13 protein-coding genes are annotated in these 16,319 nt (G+C 67.6%); 4 read left to right on the forward strand and 9 right to left on the reverse strand.

Features of this window, described 5'->3' with window-relative positions:
• The first annotated feature begins 128 nt into the window (after positions 1–128).
• Complete coding sequence (locus ATJ93_RS03755) at positions 129–1,400, forward strand: DUF418 domain-containing protein (protein ID WP_120243275.1); 1,272 nt, start codon at positions 129–131, stop codon at positions 1,398–1,400.
• A gap of 33 nt (positions 1,401–1,433) precedes the next feature.
• Here ATJ93_RS03755 and ATJ93_RS03760 read toward each other — a convergent pair whose 3' ends face one another.
• The 3 genes from ATJ93_RS03760 to ATJ93_RS03770 form a co-directional block, all read right to left on the reverse strand.
• Positions 1,434–2,753, reverse strand: a complete 1,320-nt coding sequence (locus ATJ93_RS03760) for an outer membrane protein assembly factor BamB family protein (protein WP_120243276.1) — start codon at positions 2,751–2,753, stop codon at positions 1,434–1,436.
• A gap of 116 nt (positions 2,754–2,869) precedes the next feature.
• On the reverse strand, positions 2,870–3,859 hold the full coding sequence (locus tag ATJ93_RS03765) for an aldo/keto reductase (RefSeq protein WP_120243277.1): 990 nt from the start codon (positions 3,857–3,859) through the stop codon (positions 2,870–2,872).
• Positions 3,860–3,948: 89 nt separating this feature from the next.
• Entirely contained in the window at positions 3,949–4,611 is a 663-nt protein-coding gene (locus ATJ93_RS03770; RefSeq protein ID WP_120243278.1) for a helix-turn-helix domain-containing protein, read from the reverse strand.
• Between the two features lie 188 nt (positions 4,612–4,799).
• Between ATJ93_RS03770 and ATJ93_RS03775 the strand changes: the two genes are divergently transcribed.
• Positions 4,800–5,900 (forward strand): NADH dehydrogenase subunit, encoded by a 1,101-nt coding sequence (locus ATJ93_RS03775; protein WP_245977502.1) that lies wholly within the window; start codon positions 4,800–4,802, stop codon positions 5,898–5,900.
• Between the two features lie 33 nt (positions 5,901–5,933).
• On the opposite strand, the gene ATJ93_RS03780 is transcribed toward ATJ93_RS03775, so the two are convergent.
• Positions 5,934–6,890, reverse strand: a complete 957-nt coding sequence (locus ATJ93_RS03780; RefSeq protein ID WP_120243280.1) for a TIGR03557 family F420-dependent LLM class oxidoreductase — start codon at positions 6,888–6,890, stop codon at positions 5,934–5,936.
• 65 nt (positions 6,891–6,955) lie between these two features.
• Positions 6,956–8,104, reverse strand: a complete 1,149-nt coding sequence (locus ATJ93_RS03785) for a GNAT family N-acetyltransferase (protein WP_211334022.1) — start codon at positions 8,102–8,104, stop codon at positions 6,956–6,958.
• A 246-nt stretch (positions 8,105–8,350) separates the two neighbouring features.
• Here ATJ93_RS03785 and ATJ93_RS03790 point away from each other — a divergent pair, with 246 nt between their 5' ends.
• Positions 8,351–9,340 (forward strand): ABC transporter ATP-binding protein, encoded by a 990-nt coding sequence (locus tag ATJ93_RS03790; RefSeq protein WP_120243281.1) that lies wholly within the window; start codon positions 8,351–8,353, stop codon positions 9,338–9,340.
• Complete coding sequence (locus tag ATJ93_RS03795) at positions 9,337–10,110, forward strand: ABC transporter permease (RefSeq protein ID WP_120243282.1); 774 nt, start codon at positions 9,337–9,339, stop codon at positions 10,108–10,110. The genes ATJ93_RS03790 and ATJ93_RS03795 overlap by 4 nt, the downstream gene beginning before the upstream one ends.
• A gap of 21 nt (positions 10,111–10,131) precedes the next feature.
• Here the strand turns inward: ATJ93_RS03795 and ATJ93_RS03800 are convergent, their stop codons facing one another.
• The 4 genes from ATJ93_RS03800 to leuS all read right to left on the reverse strand — a co-directional run bounded on the left by ATJ93_RS03800 (position 10,132) and on the right by leuS (position 16,285).
• Positions 10,132–12,246, reverse strand: a complete 2,115-nt coding sequence (locus tag ATJ93_RS03800) for a PAS domain S-box protein (RefSeq protein ID WP_120243283.1) — start codon at positions 12,244–12,246, stop codon at positions 10,132–10,134.
• 160 nt (positions 12,247–12,406) lie between these two features.
• Positions 12,407–13,009 carry a DUF420 domain-containing protein gene (locus ATJ93_RS03805; RefSeq protein WP_120243284.1) on the reverse strand — a complete coding sequence of 201 codons (603 nt, stop codon included), beginning with the start codon at positions 13,007–13,009 and terminating at the stop codon, positions 12,407–12,409.
• Between the two features lie 85 nt (positions 13,010–13,094).
• Positions 13,095–13,391, reverse strand: coding sequence for a HalOD1 output domain-containing protein (locus ATJ93_RS03810; RefSeq protein ID WP_120243285.1), 297 nt, complete (start codon positions 13,389–13,391; stop codon positions 13,095–13,097).
• 194 nt (positions 13,392–13,585) lie between these two features.
• Positions 13,586–16,285, reverse strand: coding sequence for a leucine--tRNA ligase (gene leuS / locus ATJ93_RS03815; protein ID WP_120243286.1), 2,700 nt, complete (start codon positions 16,283–16,285; stop codon positions 13,586–13,588).
• Positions 16,286–16,319: the final 34 nt, after the last annotated feature.

Genomic DNA, 16,319 nt, shown 5'->3' on the forward strand with positions numbered 1-16,319 from the left:
CCGCTCGTCGACTACACTTTTGTATCGACCGCCCGACGTGTGTCGTGTAGGATGCGCTACCGGAAAACCGACCGCGGGACCGGCGCTCGACCTCGAGCCCGCTCGTCTGCCGTCACCGCGAGGGACCGATGAGCGACACTGCCGGCACCGGGCCGACCGCGCCGTCGGAGCGGATCGTCGCGCTCGACGCGCTGCGGGGTTTCGCGCTTCTGGGCATCCTGATCATCAACATTCGGGTGTTCGCGATGCCCGAAGCGACGCTCGGCAATCCGACGGTCTACGGCGATTTCACCGGCGGCAACTACTGGGCCTGGGTCGTCGGCCACGTCTTCGCCCAGCAGAAGTTCATCACGATCTTTACCTTCCTGTTCGGCGGCGGCGTCGTGCTGTTCACGCAAAAGGCCGAACAGCGCGGGCGATCCGTCTTCGGACTGTACGCCCGCCGCAACGGCTGGCTCGTCGTCTTCGGACTCGCCCACGCCTACCTGCTGTGGTACGGCGACATCCTCGTCGCCTACGGCGTCTGCGCGTTCGGCGTCGTCCTCCTGCGCGACCTCGAGCCCCGCACGCTGGCCGGTCTCGGGTTCGTGCTGGTGGCCGTCCCTTCGCTCATCGAGGGGCTGGCCGGGCTCGTCATGGATCCCGCCGCTATCGCGAGCACGTGGCACCCGTCCGAGGCAGCGATTCAGGCGGAACTCGAGGCGTACCGCGGCGGCTGGCTCGAGCAGCTGAGCCACCGCGTTCCGTCGTCCCTGAGCCGGCAGACGACCGGCTTGCTCGGCTACACCGGCTGGCGGGTGTCTGGATCGATGCTGCTCGGAATGGCGCTGTTCAAGCGGGGCGTGCTAACGAACGATCGGTCGACCCGATTCTACCGCCGGCTGGTCGCCGTCGGCGCGAGTAGCGGGCTCGCCGTGATCCTCGTCGGCGTCTGGTACATCGAGGCCAACGACTGGGCGGCCGGCGTCGCGCTGCTCTGGCGGCAGTTCAACTACTGGGGTAGTTTCGCGCTCGCCGGCGCGTACATCGGCCTGGTCATGCTGTACTGTCGGCGGCGGCCGAACGGCCCCGCGACGCGGGCGCTGGCCGCCGTCGGCCGGACCGCCTTCAGCAACTACATCCTCCAGACCGTCCTCGCGACGTCGATCTTCTACGGCCACGGGCTCGGTCTGTTCGGCTCCCTGACGCGCCTCGAGTTGCTCGGCGTCGTCGTCGCTATCTGGGCGGTGCAGGTGCCGCTGTCGGTGCTCTGGCTGCGGTACTTCCGGTACGGGCCGCTCGAGTGGCTCTGGCGGGTGCTCACCTACGGGCAATGGCAGCCGCTGCGAGCGGATCGAACCGCGGACGACCGCAACCGCGACCGTCGCCGGTCGGTCGAGTCCGCCGACGAACGCGAATAACGCTTCGATGCCGTTCGCTCGAGTCGCCGCTCCTCAGTTCCGCAGACAGTATCCGGCCACGTCGAACCCACACTCGCCGACGGCATGGAGGTTTCCGTGGCTTGTGCCCAAGAACACGAGATCGGACGTGATCGCTGGCGTTGCCGTATCAGCGTTCTCGTTTCGCCCGAGTTCTACCCGTCCGAGTTCGTCTCCCGTGGCGGCGTCGACGACGAACAGATGGCCGTACATCGTATCGCGCTGGATATGTCCGGGTGCGTAGACCGCGTCACCGGCGACAACGGGGGTGGATCTGAGATCGAACTGCGGTCCGACTACCTCCTCTCCGTCGTGTTCGCCGCCGAACCGCCAGATCTGCTCGCCGGTCTCGAGGTCGCGCGCCTCGAGGCCGAAATCCGCCATCAGAAAGACGCGATCGCCAACGACGGTCGCTTCCGCGTCGGCCCACCGGGATCTGAACGGGACTTCCCAGCGAATCGACCGATCGTTCCGATCCAGCGCGGCGAGGGCGGGCTCATCCCGGTCTTGGTGGTAGAGCGGGACGAGGAGCGTCTCCTCGAGGACGGTCACCGTTCCGTTGATCGGGCCGTCCCACCACCACCGTTCGTCGCCGCTTGTCGTCTCGAGCGCGGCGAGCCCGGACCCGTTGAACGGAACGTAGACGGCGTCGTCGGTTCCGGACAACTGCCACATATCGTCGCGATCGGGGAACGCTGTCCGCCAGCGTTCGTCGCCCGTCGCGGGATCGATACCGTAGACGATCTCGCGTTGGCCCTCGTCGACGTCGGAATTGTAGGTTCCCGTTACGACCGTGTCGTCGGTGACGACCGGGGGAACGACGTCCGGGGTTTGCTGTCCGCGGTAGAGGTTATCGAACGTCCATTCTACCGTTCCATCGGTCGTCAGCATCGTCAGTCCCGGTTTCGTCTGCACGAACAACCGGTCGTTGTCGCCGTCAACGACCGTCGAATCCGAGTGGTAGAAGTAGTGGAACTCGTCGGTCCGAAAGAGTTCGGTCGTCCACAGGGAGTCGCCGGTCCCCGCGTCGAACGCTTCGACCCACGCGCCGCCCTGCCCGTCGCCCATCGCCTCCTGCGAGTAGGCGAAGTAGACGACGCCGTCGTCGACGACCGGTGACGGTTTCGCTGCGGACCGGCCGGGTCGATCTCGAGTCCAGACCGCGTGCAGATCCGTCGTCGGGCCATCGGTCGGCGCGTATCCGGTCCGCTCGTCGTCTACCGTTCGACGCGTCCAGGTGCCGTCGACATTCGGATCCGCAGACGATAGACAACCTGCGAACGAACCGAGTCCCGCGGCACACGCCACGAGAAACGATCGGCGAGTGGAGGGCATCGTTCCGCCGTGCTCGTGGCAGCAGAATGTACTTTTTGATCGACGGGTCGGTGAACGGCGCCGGACGGCGTCCGCAGTAGAGACCCGCGCCGAACTTGTCGGTGGCGTGCTACCGGTTACCAGCGGTGGTGGACGTGCTCCGCGACGTACTCCTCGTAGACGTCCCGCGCCGCGCCGTCGGTCTGGTGCGAGAGCGAATCGAGGTCCGAGACCGCGGCGTTCGACTCGACGTGGTCCGGCGAGGTCGTGCCCGGGATAACCGTCGAGACCGCCTCGTGGTCGAGGATCCAGCGCAGCGTGAACTCGGCCATCGTCAGGTCCTCGGGCACGTGGGGCTCGAGCGCCTCGACGGCGTCGTGACCGGTCTCGTAGGGGACGCCGGCGAACGTTTCGCCGACGTCGAAGGCCTCGCCCTGGCGGTTGAAGTTGCGGTGGTCGTCCTCGGGGAACTCCTGATCGCGCTCGAGCGCGCCCGTCAGCAGGCCGGAGGCGTAGGGAACGCGGACGATGACGCCGATATCTTCCTTCTTCGCCTGCTCGAAGAACAGGTCCTTCGGGCGCTGGCGGAACGGATTGAAGATGATCTGGACCGTCTCGACGACGTCGTACTCGATGGCCTTCAGGGCCTCCTCGACCTTCTCGACGCTAACGCCGGCGCGGGCGATCTTGCCCTCGTCTTTGAGGCGCTCGAGGGCCTCGAAGGTGTCGGGCTGGTAGTAGGCCTCGGTCGGCGGACAGTGCAGTTGCACGAGATCGAGGGTGTCCTCGCCGATGTACTCGCGGCTCCGGTCGACGAACTCGGAGAGGTTCTCGTAGTTGTAGCGGTCGGCCTCGTGGGGGTCGAGCCGGCGGCCGGCCTTCGTCGCGACGGTGACGTCGTCGTGGGCCTCGCGCTCGTCGAGCACGTGGCCGATGTGGCGCTCGCTGCGGCCGTCGCCGTAGACGTCCGCGGTGTCGATGAAGTCGATGCCCGCATCGAGTGCAGCGCGGACGACCTCGCGGCCGGTTTCGTCGTCGACGTCGCCCCAGTCGCCGCCGATGTTCCAGGTGCCGAGTCCAACTTCCGAGACGTCGTAGCCGGTCGAACCGAGTCGTCGATGGTTCATGTGTGATCGATGCGGATAGTCTCGGGTATGCCTTGCCTTCGGGGCAATCCGCACGGCCGACCCGCGCGGTCCGAGACCGGGAAGTGCACTCAGAACGGCCCGCCGCGGACGAGCCCTTCCATGACGGTTCGTTCGGCCCGCCGGAGCAACTCTCCCGCCGTCCCGCTCGAGCAGTCCAGCCGATCGGCGACGTCCTCGAGGGACCCGTCTCGGGTCGCGCGGTAGTAGCCGCAGTCGACGGCCGCGGAGACGGCTTCGAACTGACGCCGGGTCAGATCCGCCCGCGTGTCGATTCGCCCGGCGCAGTACGATCCGACCGAGCGGACGTCGACGCGCGCCGTATCGGCCACGTCGTCGACCGCCGTCTGGATCGCCTCGTCGGGACCGACCGCCGTCAGTCGGATCGTCCCGTCGTCGCGGAACGTCACCGGCGGAATGATGATCAGCCCCGGTTGTTCGACCGCGTCCACGAACGTTCGGTCGGCGCCCGTCAGCGACTCCCGCACGTACAGGTAGAAGGCGTCGTCGCGACACGGGGCGAGTTCGTAGTCGAGCACCGTGGGCGCGTCCTCGAGGGCGCCCTCGTAGGGGTCTCGCGGCCCGTCGACGTAGAACAGCATCGCGTACTCGTCGCCGTACTGGTGGCCGTAGAGCAGCCTCGATGCGGTGTACCCCTCGCGTTCGACGATGAACTGGTGCATCGGATGCTGCTCGACCGGCGGCCGCCGCAGGGTCACCTCGAGGTAACGCATGTCGCTGCTCGAGATACGTCCGCTGTCGCCTACAAACTACCGTTTCGACGGATCGGCGAGCGGCGGATAACGGGTGGAGGACGGCGGACCGAACGCCGCGACGGGGAGTTATAAACGCCCCTCATATATGCGGAGCAAGTCGAACGCTCGTTCCGGCCGACGCTCCGTATGTCATGACGACTCCACGAATGCAGCCGACTCGAGCCGCGGAGTGGCCGGATATTCGAGCGCAGGGGAGTGACCTGATCCGGGCGGCCGGCGTCGCTGGCGCGGGCGGCGCCGGCTTTCCGTCCTACGCGAAGTGGACGGCCCTCGAGGACGTCGACGCGCTCCTCGTGAACCACCAGGAAAGCGAACCGAACTACCGCATCGACAAGTGGCTCGGCAAAACGAAGGCGGAGACGTTCGCCGCGCTGTTCGACGCGCTGCTCGAGCAGGCGGTCGACCTGATCGTCGTCAGCGCGAAGTGGAAGGACCGCGACGAGTACGTGCGGGCCCTCGAGGCCGAAACCGACGGGACGGTGCTCCCGCCGGAAGAACTGCCCCTCGACCGGGACGCGGAATCCGGCGTCGTGTTCGCCTACACGGAAAACACGTACCAGTACGGGATGGAGAGCGTCCTCCTCAAGACCGTCGACGGGACCGTCATCGGAAACGACCTCCCCACCGATCACGGCTGGCTCGTCCAGAACACCGAAACGCTGTACAACATCTCTCGCGCGCTCTCGGACGGCGACCCCGTGACCCGCAAGTACGTCCACGTCAGCGGCGACGTGCCGCGCGACCGGTTCCTCGCGGTGCCGATCGGGACGCCCGCGAGCGAACTGTTGCGAGCGGCCGACTGCCCGCCCGAACTGCTGCCGGCCGACGCCGTGATCGCCGACGGCGGGCCGGGCTGGTGCTTCCCCGTCGACGCGCCGCTCGACGAGTACGGCGTCCGCAAGCACACGAACTGCCTGCTCGTCCTCGACGAGGAAACCGTCGCGGAAAATACGTACGGCGAGGACCGGATCGACGTCCTCGAGGCCTACGAGTGGACCGACCGGGAGATAGAGTCCGAGCCGACCGCGGCGCTCGAGCCGTCCCGCGTTCGGATTCCGCTCGCGACGAACCCGGAACCCGACGTCGTCGACCCCGCCGAGCCGATCGTCGCGGTCGGCGACCGCGTCGGCGTCGGCGATCCGATCGCGAAGCCGAGTTCCGACGGGATCAGTAACCCCCAACACGCCTCTATCGCCGGCGAGGTGACGGCGGTGTCCGCGTCGGCGGTCGAGATCGAGTCCCGGTGAGGCGCCGCCGTGAGCGGCGCTCACACCGTCGCGTCAGCTGAACGACGGTAGCACTTCCTCCTCGTAGAACGCGATCGCCTTCTCCTGTTCGTCCCCGACTTGGTGGAAGTAGACGTGGTCGTAGCCGGCGTCGACGGCCTGCTCGAGGCTGTCGATGTGGTCCTGCGGGTCCGGACTCGTCGTGGTCCCCGCTTCGGCGATGTCCTCCTTCTCGACCATCTGGGCGGCCTGCTCGAAGTGAGCCGGCGTCGGGAGTTCCTGGCCCAGTTCGCCCGGTATCGAGCCGTTGGGCCACTTTTCGTATATCGTCTCGACCGCCTCCTCCTCGCTGTCGGCGTAGCAGCCGTGCAGTTGCGTGTACTTCGGCCCGTCGCCGCCCGCGTCCTCGTAGGCCTCGACCGGCTCCCCCTTCGGCCCGGAACACCAGAGGCCGTCGGTGTTCTCGGCCACCCACTCGGCGGTCTGGGGGCCGAACGCGCTCCCGACCGTCGTCGGCTGCTCGTCGGGACAGGTGTAGAGGCGCGCATTCTCGACCGTGTAGTGTTTCCCGTGGTGGCTCGTCGTCTCGCCGGTCCAAAGCTTCCGCATCACGTCCATCGCCTCGTCGAGCATCTCGAGGCGCACGTCGTGTTCCGGCCAGCGCTCGCCCGTAACGTGTTCGTTCAGGTTCTCGCCGGTGCCGACGCCGAACGTAAAGCGGTCGCCGAACAGTTCGTCGATCGTCGCGACGGCGTGGGCGACGTTGACCGGGTGGATCCGGATCGTCGGGCAGGTGACGCCGACGCCGACCTCGATCTCGTCGGTCGCGTTCGCGATCGCGCCCAGCGTCGACCAGACAAAGGGCGACTCGCCCTGGGCCGATACCCAAGGGTGGAAGTGGTCCGAGATCGACAGGAAGTCGAAGCCGGCCTCCTCGGCGCGTTCGGCGATCTCGACGAGCCGCTGCGGGCCGTGTTCCTCGCTCGAGAGGGTGTATCCGATCCGTGGCATTCCCGGCCCGCTACCACGAACCGGCGGGTAACGGTTGACCCTGCGAGGGCAAGAACGCCGACCGCTCAGTCCTTTACCTCGAGGAAGGAGAGACACCAGTTCGACGAGTCGGCGAGCGCTCGGCGCGAGAACGGGAGCGATTCGCCGCCGTCGTCGCCCTCCCCCGCAAGCGGCCGCACGGCCATGTAGGTGGGATCGCAGAACCGCGAGATGACCGGCGTCTCGTAGCTGACGAAACCGAAGCGGGCGAGCAACGTCGACGGGAGCGTGTGGGCGGTGACCGCCAGCACGTCGGCGTCGGCGTTGTCGGCGACGACCGCCGCGAGCAGGTCGGGGAAGGCCTCGTGGGCCGACCCCAGCGGGACCGCGTCGAAGAGCAGTACCTCGCCGCCGTCGGCTCGCGTGAGGAGCGCGGCGACGGGGCGGCCGCCCCGTCTGGCGACGTACGCCGTGTGGTCGACCGACGGCGCCTCGAGCAGCCACCGATAGTACCGCGCCTCGCGGTGGGCGTGGAACGCGTTGGGGATGCGGGAGTCGTAGATCGACGCGAGAAGATCGGCGGGCGGTGATTCGTACCGTTCGATCTCGTAGTCGCCGTCGGACGGCGAGAACCGATCGCACAGCCCTAGCGCGGAGTCCGCAGCGACGTCGGCCACGTCCGCCAGCGGGCCGACCGATCGTTCTTCGGGCAGCAACTCGCCGGGTCGCTGAACCCGGTAGTACATCGAGACGACCGTCACCTCCGACCAGCCGAGTTTCTCCTGTGCGCCCAGCGACGCCTCGTTCGGGAAGTTGAAGAACAGCGCCGCCTCCCGGTCGCGGTACCGCTCGATTCCCAGTTCCGTAATCCGAGAGTACAGCCCCTGTCGGCGGTGGTCGGGATGAACGACCGCGTCGACCGGTTTCAGCGCCCGGACGATCCGGCCGCCGCGCCGGAGTCGGCAGGGAACGTACCCCTGCACGGCGACGATCTCGCCGGCCTGCTCGGCGAGCGTGATCGGAACGTGCGAGAGGTACGGATCGTCGACGTACTTCCAGTCGAACCAGTCGGTCCCGGGTCGATACCCCCACTGGGTCTCGAACAGCGAGAGCACGCCGTCCCGATCACCCGACTCGTACGTTCTGACCCTGTACTCGTCCGACTCGACAGGTTGCTGTTGGGACGCCATTTCGATCGAACGGCGACGGATCGCCCCTTCGTTATACGGATCCATTGGTAATCCGCGCACACTCTTCGGTTGTGATCAAACGCGATATGCGCAGGATACCGCGGGAAGATCGGCTGTAAATACACCGTACCTCGAGACAGAGTCTCGATCGGAACAGTACCGAACAGTACAGAGTTCAGCAGTGCAACTCGAGTGAGCCGGCTGAACCGACGAGCCGTGCGAGCCGTACGGCCGCACGAACCGAACGCCGGAATCGAACCCCTTACCCGCGCCGCGTCGAAACCCGCCGGTATGGAAGCCGTAGTCGAGGCGACAGAACTCGAGAAGACCTACGGCGAGACCGTCGCGCTGTCGGGGGCCACCCTGACGATCGAGCGCGGCGAGGTCTTCGCGCTGATCGGCCCGAACGGGGCCGGGAAGACGACGCTCGTCCGCGCGCTGACGGGGACGACCGACCCCGACGCGGGTGAGGCCCGCATCCTCGGCGACGCACCCCGCGCCGTCGACCGCGACCGGCTCGGCGTGCTCCCGCAGGACTTCTCCCCGCCGGACCGACTCACCGCCCGCGAACTGCTCGACTACTACGCCGGGCTCTACGACGGCGCCCGGAATCCCGAGACCGTCCTCGCCGACGTCGGACTCGTCGACAGCGCCGACACCTGGTACGAGGACCTCTCGGGCGGCCAGCAGCGCCGCGCTTGCGTCGGCGCGACGCTGGTCAACGACCCCGACCTCCTCTTTCTGGACGAGCCGACGACGGGGATCGACCCCGCCGGCAGGCGGACCGTCTGGCGGTTGATCGAGGAGCTCGCGGCCGGCGGGACGACCGTCGTCCTCACCACCCACGACATGGCCGAAGCCGAGCGGCTGGCCGACCGCGTCGGCCTGCTCGCCGACGGCTCGCTCGTCGCGCAGGGGACGCCCGACGCGCTCATCGCCGAGCACGGCGGCTCGAGCCGGCTGGCGATCGACACCGACGCCGAGCCGGCGGCGTTCGACGACCTCGAGTTCCCCGTCGAACGGACGGCCGATCGCGGCCGGAACCGGAACGCGGGGGTCGTCGTCCGCGAGATCGAGCCCGAGGCGATCGGCACCGTCGTCGACTACCTCGAGGACCGCGGGCTCGCCTACAGCGGGCTCTCGTGGACCGAACCCGACCTCGAGACGGTCTACCTCGAACTGGCGGACGCGACGGAACGCGAGCGGACGGGGCGACTCGAGGGGGGAGACGACGACGCGACCGCCGACGCCGACCGCACTCGTGCGGGTGAGACGGCGTGAGCCGCCTCGGCCGCATCGGCGCCGAGACGAACGCCGGCTGGCGCTCCTTTATCCGCCGGCGGACGGCGGTCTTCTTCACGTTCTTCTTCCCCGTCATCCTGATCGTGATCTTCGGCGCGCTGGTCCGGACGGATCCGACGGGCGAGGGCCTGTTCACGGAGCCGCCGGCCTACTACGTGCCGGGCTACCTCGCCGTCGTCGTCCTCTTCACGCCGCTCTCGCGGATGGGCAGCGAGGTCGCGCGCCACCGCGAGGGGAACCGCTTCGAGAAACTGGCGACGACGCCGCTGACGCGGGCCGAGTGGCTGCTCGCACAGACCGTCGTCAACGCCGTCATCATCGGGCTGGCGAGCCTGCTGATCCTCGCGCTCGTCGTCCTATTGACCGGCGCCGAGATCGCGTTCTCGCCCCTGCTGGTGCCGTACGTGCTCGTCGGCGTCGTCTGCTTCTGCGGCGTCGGCGCGATGCTGGGCAGCTACACCGACTCCCAGGACGGGGCGGTCACCGCGAGCAACGCCATCGGCCTCCCCCTGCTGTTCCTCTCGGAGACGTTCATCTCGCTCGAGCAGCTGCCCGGCTGGTTCGAGCCGCTGGTGAACCTCTCGCCGCTGACGTACTTCGCTCGCGGCGTCCGTGCGGCGACGTTCCCCGAGGCTGACGCAGCCGCCGTCGCCGGCGTCGATGCCACGCTGGCGAACCTCGCGATTCTGACGGTACTCGCCGTCGTCGCGTTCGCGCTCGGCGCGCGGTCGATTCCGCGGACCGACTGACGAGCGTCGCCGCCGTCGGCCTTACTCGTCCGCCGACGCCGGCCGCAGCGTAAACGAAAACGTCGTGCCGTCACCCGGCTCGGAGTCGACCCAGATATCACCGCGGTGGCGTTCAACGATGCGCCGACAGAGGGCCAGTCCGATACCGTTTCCATCACGCTCACCGGTGCCGTGGAGCCGCTCGAAGACGCCGAAGATCCGCTCCTGATCGTCGGGATCGATCCCGACGCCGTCGTCGCTGACCGAAATTACCCAGTCGCCGCTCGGCGCGCGCTCGCTCGAGACCTCGATCTGCGGCGGCTCGTCGCCGCTGTACTCGATCGCGTTCGACAGCAGGTTCTGAAACACCTGCCGCAACTGGTTCCCGTCGCCCTCGACGCGGGGCAGCGACTCGGCCGCGATGTCGGCGTCGCTCTCCTCGATACAGACGCTGAGGTCCTGGCGCACGTCCTCGAGCACCTCGTCGAGCTCGACGGGTTCGAAGGGTTCGCCCTGCGTCTCGACCCGGGAGAACTCGAGGAGGCCGTCGATCATCTCCCGCATGCGCTCGGCGCCGTCGACCGCGTAGTCGATGAACTCGCGGCCGTCCGCGTCTAACTCGTCCGCGTAGCGGTCTTCGACGAGCTGGAGGTAGCTCGTGACCATCCGCAGCGGTTCCTGCAGGTCGTGGGAGGCCGCGGAGGCGAACTGCTCTAAGCGTTCGTTCGACGCCTCGAGTTGCTGCTCGTACGCCTTGCGCTCGGTGACGTCGCGGAAGTACACCGAGAGGCCGGTTTCGGAGGGGTAGACGCTCACCTCGAACCAGGCGTCGATCGGCTCGTAGTAGTGCTCGTAGCTCGTCGGCTCCTGGGTCTCCATCGCTTTCTGGAAGCTCTCCCGGACGGCGTCGTCGTCTTCGGCTTCGGGGAACCGGTCCCAGAGCCGCTCGCTGAGCAGTTCCGATTCGGACTGGCCGAGCAGCTCTTCGGCGCGCTCGTTGACGTGGGTGTACCGGAGGTCCGTATCGAAGGCGCAGATCGCGTCGTCGACCCGACCGAGGATCTCCTCGAGCCGGCTCTCGAGGTGTTTGCGCTCGGTGATGTCCCTGAAGGCGTAGACGGCCCCGTCGAACTCCCCGTCCGCGTCGAAGATCGGGTTGCAGTGCATCGAGACCCACACGCGCGTCCCGTCGGGCCGTTCGGCGCCCACGATATCGTCGTACACCGGCTCGCCGGTTTCGGCGACGGTCGAGAGCGGCAGATCGTCGCTCTCGATCGGGTCGCCCCGTTCGTCGATGAGGTTCCACCGCTCGTCGTCGTGGGTGTAGGTCCGCAGTTCCTCGGCCGAGCGGCCGAGGATCTCCTCGGCGCGGTCGTTCGAGAACACGTTTTGACCGTCGGCGTCGATCAGCGTGATGCCGACCGGACTCGTCTCGAGGATCGTCCGTCGGAGCGACGCCTCCTCGCTCCGGCGCTGGTCCGCACGGAGGCGCTCGACGGCCGAGGCGAGCGCGCTCGCGACGCTTCGCAGGAACGTGACGTCCGCGTCGTCGAACCGGTCCCGCGCCGTCGCGTGGAGGCTCAGAACACCCCACGGGTCGTCGGCTCGACCGATGACGACGCTAACCGCACTGTGTGCCCGCTCGAGCGGCGGATCAGGGCCGCGGAATCGGTCGTCCGCGCGCAGGTCGTCCACGACGATCGGGTCGCCGGTACGGAGCGCGCGTCCCGCGTGGGAGGTTCGGTCGACGGGAAACATCGTTTTGTCGTCGCTGCCGTCGACGGGCGGCGACCGGCCGACGACCTCGCGGCCACCCGCCGCGCGGTCGGCTCGCTCGCGGAGCCGGAACCGATCCACGTCCGGAAGCGCCTCGAGGACGGTACAGGTGTATATCGGTGGCGACTCGGGTTCGGTCTCCGACCGTTCGGGTGCGGGTCCGTACGACGACGCCCGTGACTGCGATCCTGGTCCCGAATCCACGCCGTCTGTCGCCACGTCCGTCTCCTCAGCGACGGTCGCCACGACCGTTCGTGCGGCCCGGCAACAAAGGGACTCGCGGTCGTCCGCCTCGAGCGCGCGCTCGCCGAACTCCGCGGCGGCCTCCTGTCGGCGGACGCGGCGCTCGAGCGCTCCGTTCGAGGTCCGGGACGAATTCATTTCGAGCGGTTTAGTCGCCCGCCGGTTGTAAAGCCTCTTATTGTGACGGAATAGCATCACATGGCCAATTTCGAGACGAACGGACAACGAGACACGCGTTCGTGCTCGAAAAGAGGCTATCTAGCCGTCGCCGGGCAGCGGTGGCGTCGTCTGTCGTCGGTCAGAGCGCCGGAACGAGCATCGCTGCGAACTCGTATCCGTAGACGTGATTGAGCAGGAGATAGGTGACGACGCCGAGGACGAGACTGAGGATCCACGAGCCGGCGGCGATCCGGCCGACGCGGGCGTGGGCGGTGTTTCGCAGCTCCGCCGGCGTGTGCGTCAGGCCGAGGATCAGCGCGTAGAGGACGATCGGGACGGCGACGATCGAGAGGAGAATGTGGATCGCCAGCATGAGCAGGTAGGCGGACCGCACGAGCGGCGGGCCGACGAACTCCTTGGTACCGCCGCCGCCGACGCGGAACAGGTACACGACCAAAAAGAGGATGATCGTCACGAACCCGCTGATCATCGCACGGCGATGGTTCTCGATATCTCCCTGTCGGATCCAGTACCAGCCAAGGACGAGCAGGATCGTCGTGACCGTATTGATCACCGCGATCGCGTGGGTGAGGAGGTTGATCTGGCCGGTCGTCAGATCCGGATAGATCGGCACGTCGAGCACGAACGTGCCGATAACCAGCGCGTAGCCGACTATCGTCAACAGAATCGTTGCGCCGATCGGCCGATTCCGAAGCCGCCGTCTCGCGTCCGCGGTTGCCATTATGGGACGTTAGGAGAGTCGTCGTATCTGTCTTGCTGTTCCGGAACCGGTCTACACCGCTGCTGGCGGTCCGACGCCGGCCTCGCTACTCGGACTCGTCGCCCTCGAGCGGCTCGAGAGAGACCGAACTGTCGGCGGCGACGGTAACGCGGTAGCCGCAGTAGTGAAACGAGGTGGAGCCGTGCGATCGCGGCGAGCCGTTGGCCCGCTCGTCGAACAGCGAATCGAGCGCCTCCGGATCGACCGCCGCGTGTAGCGGCTCGTACTCGGGTGGCCGCAGTTCGGTCGGCGCCACTCCTTCAGCGTCCGCAACAGCTTCGACGACCGCACGACTCGGCGTTTTGCGAACCGTCCCATCGACACTATCGCCGCCACCCTTCATATACCACCCAATTCCAAGTCCGATCGAATAAAGCTGTCCTTCCGAGGTCGACCCCCTGACACGTACGATACGGCTCCCTTCGATATCGAAGGTCAATAGAAAACCCCCTCACGCCACTGTTTTCGATCGGTGAACTATTTAGAAAAGCCGTCGGTTATGCAATCGTACTAGATAAAAGACAAAAACAGCGGCTGTTAGGTGATGCGGATCGCCGGCTTGCTCGGTCGCGCCTTCGTCGCCAACTCGTCGTCGCCGGTCGCCCGTCGCACCGTCACGTCGGCGCCGAACTCGTCGGTCACGAGCCACGCAGCGCGCTCGAGCAGGTCGCGCTCGCGGTCGGCATCGAGTGCCGGTTCCGTTCCCCGGCCCGTCCGATCGGCCCGCTCCGCGAGGAAGGTCGCGACCGCATCGCGGTCGACGTCGGCGTCGACGGCCTCGAGAACGCTCTCGACGTCGGCGTCGCTTCCGTCCTGTTCGCGGAGGGAGTCGGCCGCGCGGTACTTCCACTCCTCGGCGACGACCAGTTCGATCCGCTCGGGTTCGTCGATCGCGGCGACGTCGAGGATGTCGCGAACGTCCTCGAGGGTTCGTTCGACCAGTCGCCGCTCCCGGCGGTAGTCCTCGACGTCGGCCTCGGGTTCGGGCCAGTCGGCCTCGACGACCAGTCCCTCGCCGCGAAGTTTGTTCCAGCACTCCTCCCCGAGGTGGGGCGCCATCGGCGCGATCAGCGCCGCAAGCGTCAGCAGCCCGCGGCGGTAGATCTCGTCGTGCGGGCGGTCGTACTCGCGGTAGCGCCGGAGCAGCCGGGCGAGTTCCCGGATTTCGGTCGCGGCGCGGTGGAACCGGAACCGCTCGTACTCCCCGGTCACCGCGGCGATCGTGCGGTCGATCTCCCGGGCGACGTACTCGTCGTGGGGGCGGCGCTCGAGGCGAGTGTCGCCGTCCTCGACGAACGCGGTCGCCATCGAGTAGAGGTCCTGCTGGAGGTCGTAGGCGCCCCGAACGTTGTTCGCGGTCCACTCGAAGTCCTGTTCGGGGTGGGCCGCCGAGAGGACGAACAGCCGCGTGGTCTCGGCACCGTACTCCTGCGGAGCGACGGCGTTACCCTTCGAAGCGGACATCTTCTCGCCGTCGTACAGCACCGTCCCCTGGCTGACGAGTTCCTCGACGGGTTCTCGGCAGTCCAGCAGGCCGAGATCCGACAGCGCCCGTGCGAAAAACCGGATGTACAGCAGGTGGAGCACGGCGTGCTCGTCGCCGCCGACGTAGACGTCGATCGGCATCCACTCCTCGGCCCGGTCGGTGTCGAAGGGGCCCCCGTCGAAGTCGGGCGAGAGGAACCGCAGGTAGTACCACGAGGAGTCGACGAAGGTGTCCATCGTGTCCGTCTCGCGGCGAGCCGGCTGCCCGCACTCGGGACACGCCGTCTCGCGGAACGAGTCGTGCTCCTCGAGCGGGTTTCCGGTCGTGCGGACGAACTCCGGCAGTTCGACGGGCAGGTCCTCGTCAGGCACCAGCACGGGGCCGCAGTCGTCGCAGTGGACGACCGGGATCGGCGTCCCCCAGTAGCGCTGGCGGGAGATCAGCCAGTCGCGCAGGCGGTAGGTGACGTCCTCCTCGAGCGCCTCGTGGTCGGCGACGAGTTGCTCGCGAGCCGTCTCGCTCTCGAGTCCCGAGTAGTCGCCGCTGTCCTCGAGGATGCCCTCGCCCGTGTACGGTTCGCGCTCGAGGTCGACCTCGCGCGCGGCGTCCGTCGGCGCGATTACGCCCTCGATCGGCAGGTCGTGCTCGCGGGCGAAGGCGTGGTCGCGCTCGTTGTGCGCGGGGACGCCCATCACGGCGCCGGTACCGACGTCCTCCAAGACGTAGCCGGCGACGTAGACCGGCAGTTCCTCGCCGGTCAGCGGGTGGGTCGCCGTCGCGTCAGTTTCGACGCCGGCGAAGCCGACCTCGTCCGGATCCTGCTCGCGGACGGTATCGACGTACTCGGCGACGGCCTCGTCCGCATCGGCGAGGTCGCGGGCCAGTTCGTGGCCCGGCGACACCGCGAGGTAGGTCGCGCCGTAGACCGTGTCGGGGCGGGTGCTGAACACGTCGACGGCGTCGGTCGTCTCACCGCGCTCGACGTCGAACGTGATTCGAACTCCCTCCTGCCGGCCGATCCAGTTGCGCTGAATCTCGCGGACCCCGTCGGGCCAGCCCTCGAGGTCCTCGAGGCCCTCGTATAGCTCGTCGGCGTAGTCGGTGATCGTGAAGAACCACTGGTCGAGTTCGCGGCGGCCGACGGGGGTCTCGCAGCGCCAGCAGACGCGGTCGCCGCCGCTGCTCGCGGCGTCGCCGCTCGCCTGCTCCGAGGACTCACTGCGTTCGTCCTCGCGCTCTGCAACCTGCGCATCGGCCAGCACCGTCTCGCAGTCCGGACACCAGTTCACGGAGGCCGCCTCGTACTCGACTAACCCCTCCTCGTAGAACCGCTCGAAGAGCCACTGGTTCCACCGGTAGTACTCCGGCTCGCAGGTGGTAATCTCCCGGGACCAGTCGTAACCGAAGCCCATCGTCTCGAGTTCCTCGCGCATCCGGCGGATACAGGCCTGGGTCCACGACTCGGGGTCGCTGGCCCGCTCGTAGGCGGCGTTCTCTGCGGGAAGGCCGAACGCGTCCCACCCCATCGGGTGGAGGACGTCGTCGCCCTGCATTCGTCGATAGCGGGCGTAGGCGTCCGTGATCGCGTAGTTGCGGACGTGGCCCATGTGGAGCGTCCCCGACGTATAGGGAAACATCCCGAGGACGTAGGTCGGATCCGCGGCGTCCTCGTCGAGTTTGTAGACGTCGTCGCGCTCCCAGACGTACTGCCAGAACTCCTGCACCTGCGCGTGATCGTAGTGACTCGTCATTGGCGTGGGGTCCGTTCCGTTGTCCACCACTGGG

The sequence above is a fragment of the Halopiger aswanensis genome (genome assembly GCF_003610195.1).
GTDB lineage: Archaea > Halobacteriota > Halobacteria > Halobacteriales > Natrialbaceae > Halopiger > Halopiger aswanensis.

What these genes read in the sequence shown, in the direction of transcription:
- ATJ93_RS03765 (WP_120243277.1), bottom strand. Translation starts at nt 3,859, where the DNA reads ATGAACCATCGACGACTCGGTTCGACCGGCTACGACGTCTCGGAAGTT.
- ATJ93_RS03770 (WP_120243278.1), bottom strand. Translation starts at nt 4,611, where the DNA reads ATGCGTTACCTCGAGGTGACCCTGCGGCGGCCGCCGGTCGAGCAGCAT.
- ATJ93_RS03790 (WP_120243281.1), top strand. Translation starts at nt 8,351, where the DNA reads ATGGAAGCCGTAGTCGAGGCGACAGAACTCGAGAAGACCTACGGCGAG.
- ATJ93_RS03810 (WP_120243285.1), bottom strand. Translation starts at nt 13,391, where the DNA reads ATGAAGGGTGGCGGCGATAGTGTCGATGGGACGGTTCGCAAAACGCCG.
- ATJ93_RS03800 (WP_120243283.1), bottom strand. Translation starts at nt 12,246, where the DNA reads ATGAATTCGTCCCGGACCTCGAACGGAGCGCTCGAGCGCCGCGTCCGC.
- ATJ93_RS03760 (WP_120243276.1), bottom strand. Translation starts at nt 2,753, where the DNA reads ATGCCCTCCACTCGCCGATCGTTTCTCGTGGCGTGTGCCGCGGGACTC.
- leuS (WP_120243286.1), bottom strand. Translation starts at nt 16,285, where the DNA reads ATGACGAGTCACTACGATCACGCGCAGGTGCAGGAGTTCTGGCAGTAC.
- ATJ93_RS03785 (WP_211334022.1), bottom strand. Translation starts at nt 8,104, where the DNA reads ATGGATCCGTATAACGAAGGGGCGATCCGTCGCCGTTCGATCGAAATG.
- ATJ93_RS03775 (WP_245977502.1), top strand. Translation starts at nt 4,800, where the DNA reads ATGCAGCCGACTCGAGCCGCGGAGTGGCCGGATATTCGAGCGCAGGGG.
- ATJ93_RS03805 (WP_120243284.1), bottom strand. Translation starts at nt 13,009, where the DNA reads ATGGCAACCGCGGACGCGAGACGGCGGCTTCGGAATCGGCCGATCGGC.
- ATJ93_RS03780 (WP_120243280.1), bottom strand. Translation starts at nt 6,890, where the DNA reads ATGCCACGGATCGGATACACCCTCTCGAGCGAGGAACACGGCCCGCAG.
- ATJ93_RS03755 (WP_120243275.1), top strand. Translation starts at nt 129, where the DNA reads ATGAGCGACACTGCCGGCACCGGGCCGACCGCGCCGTCGGAGCGGATC.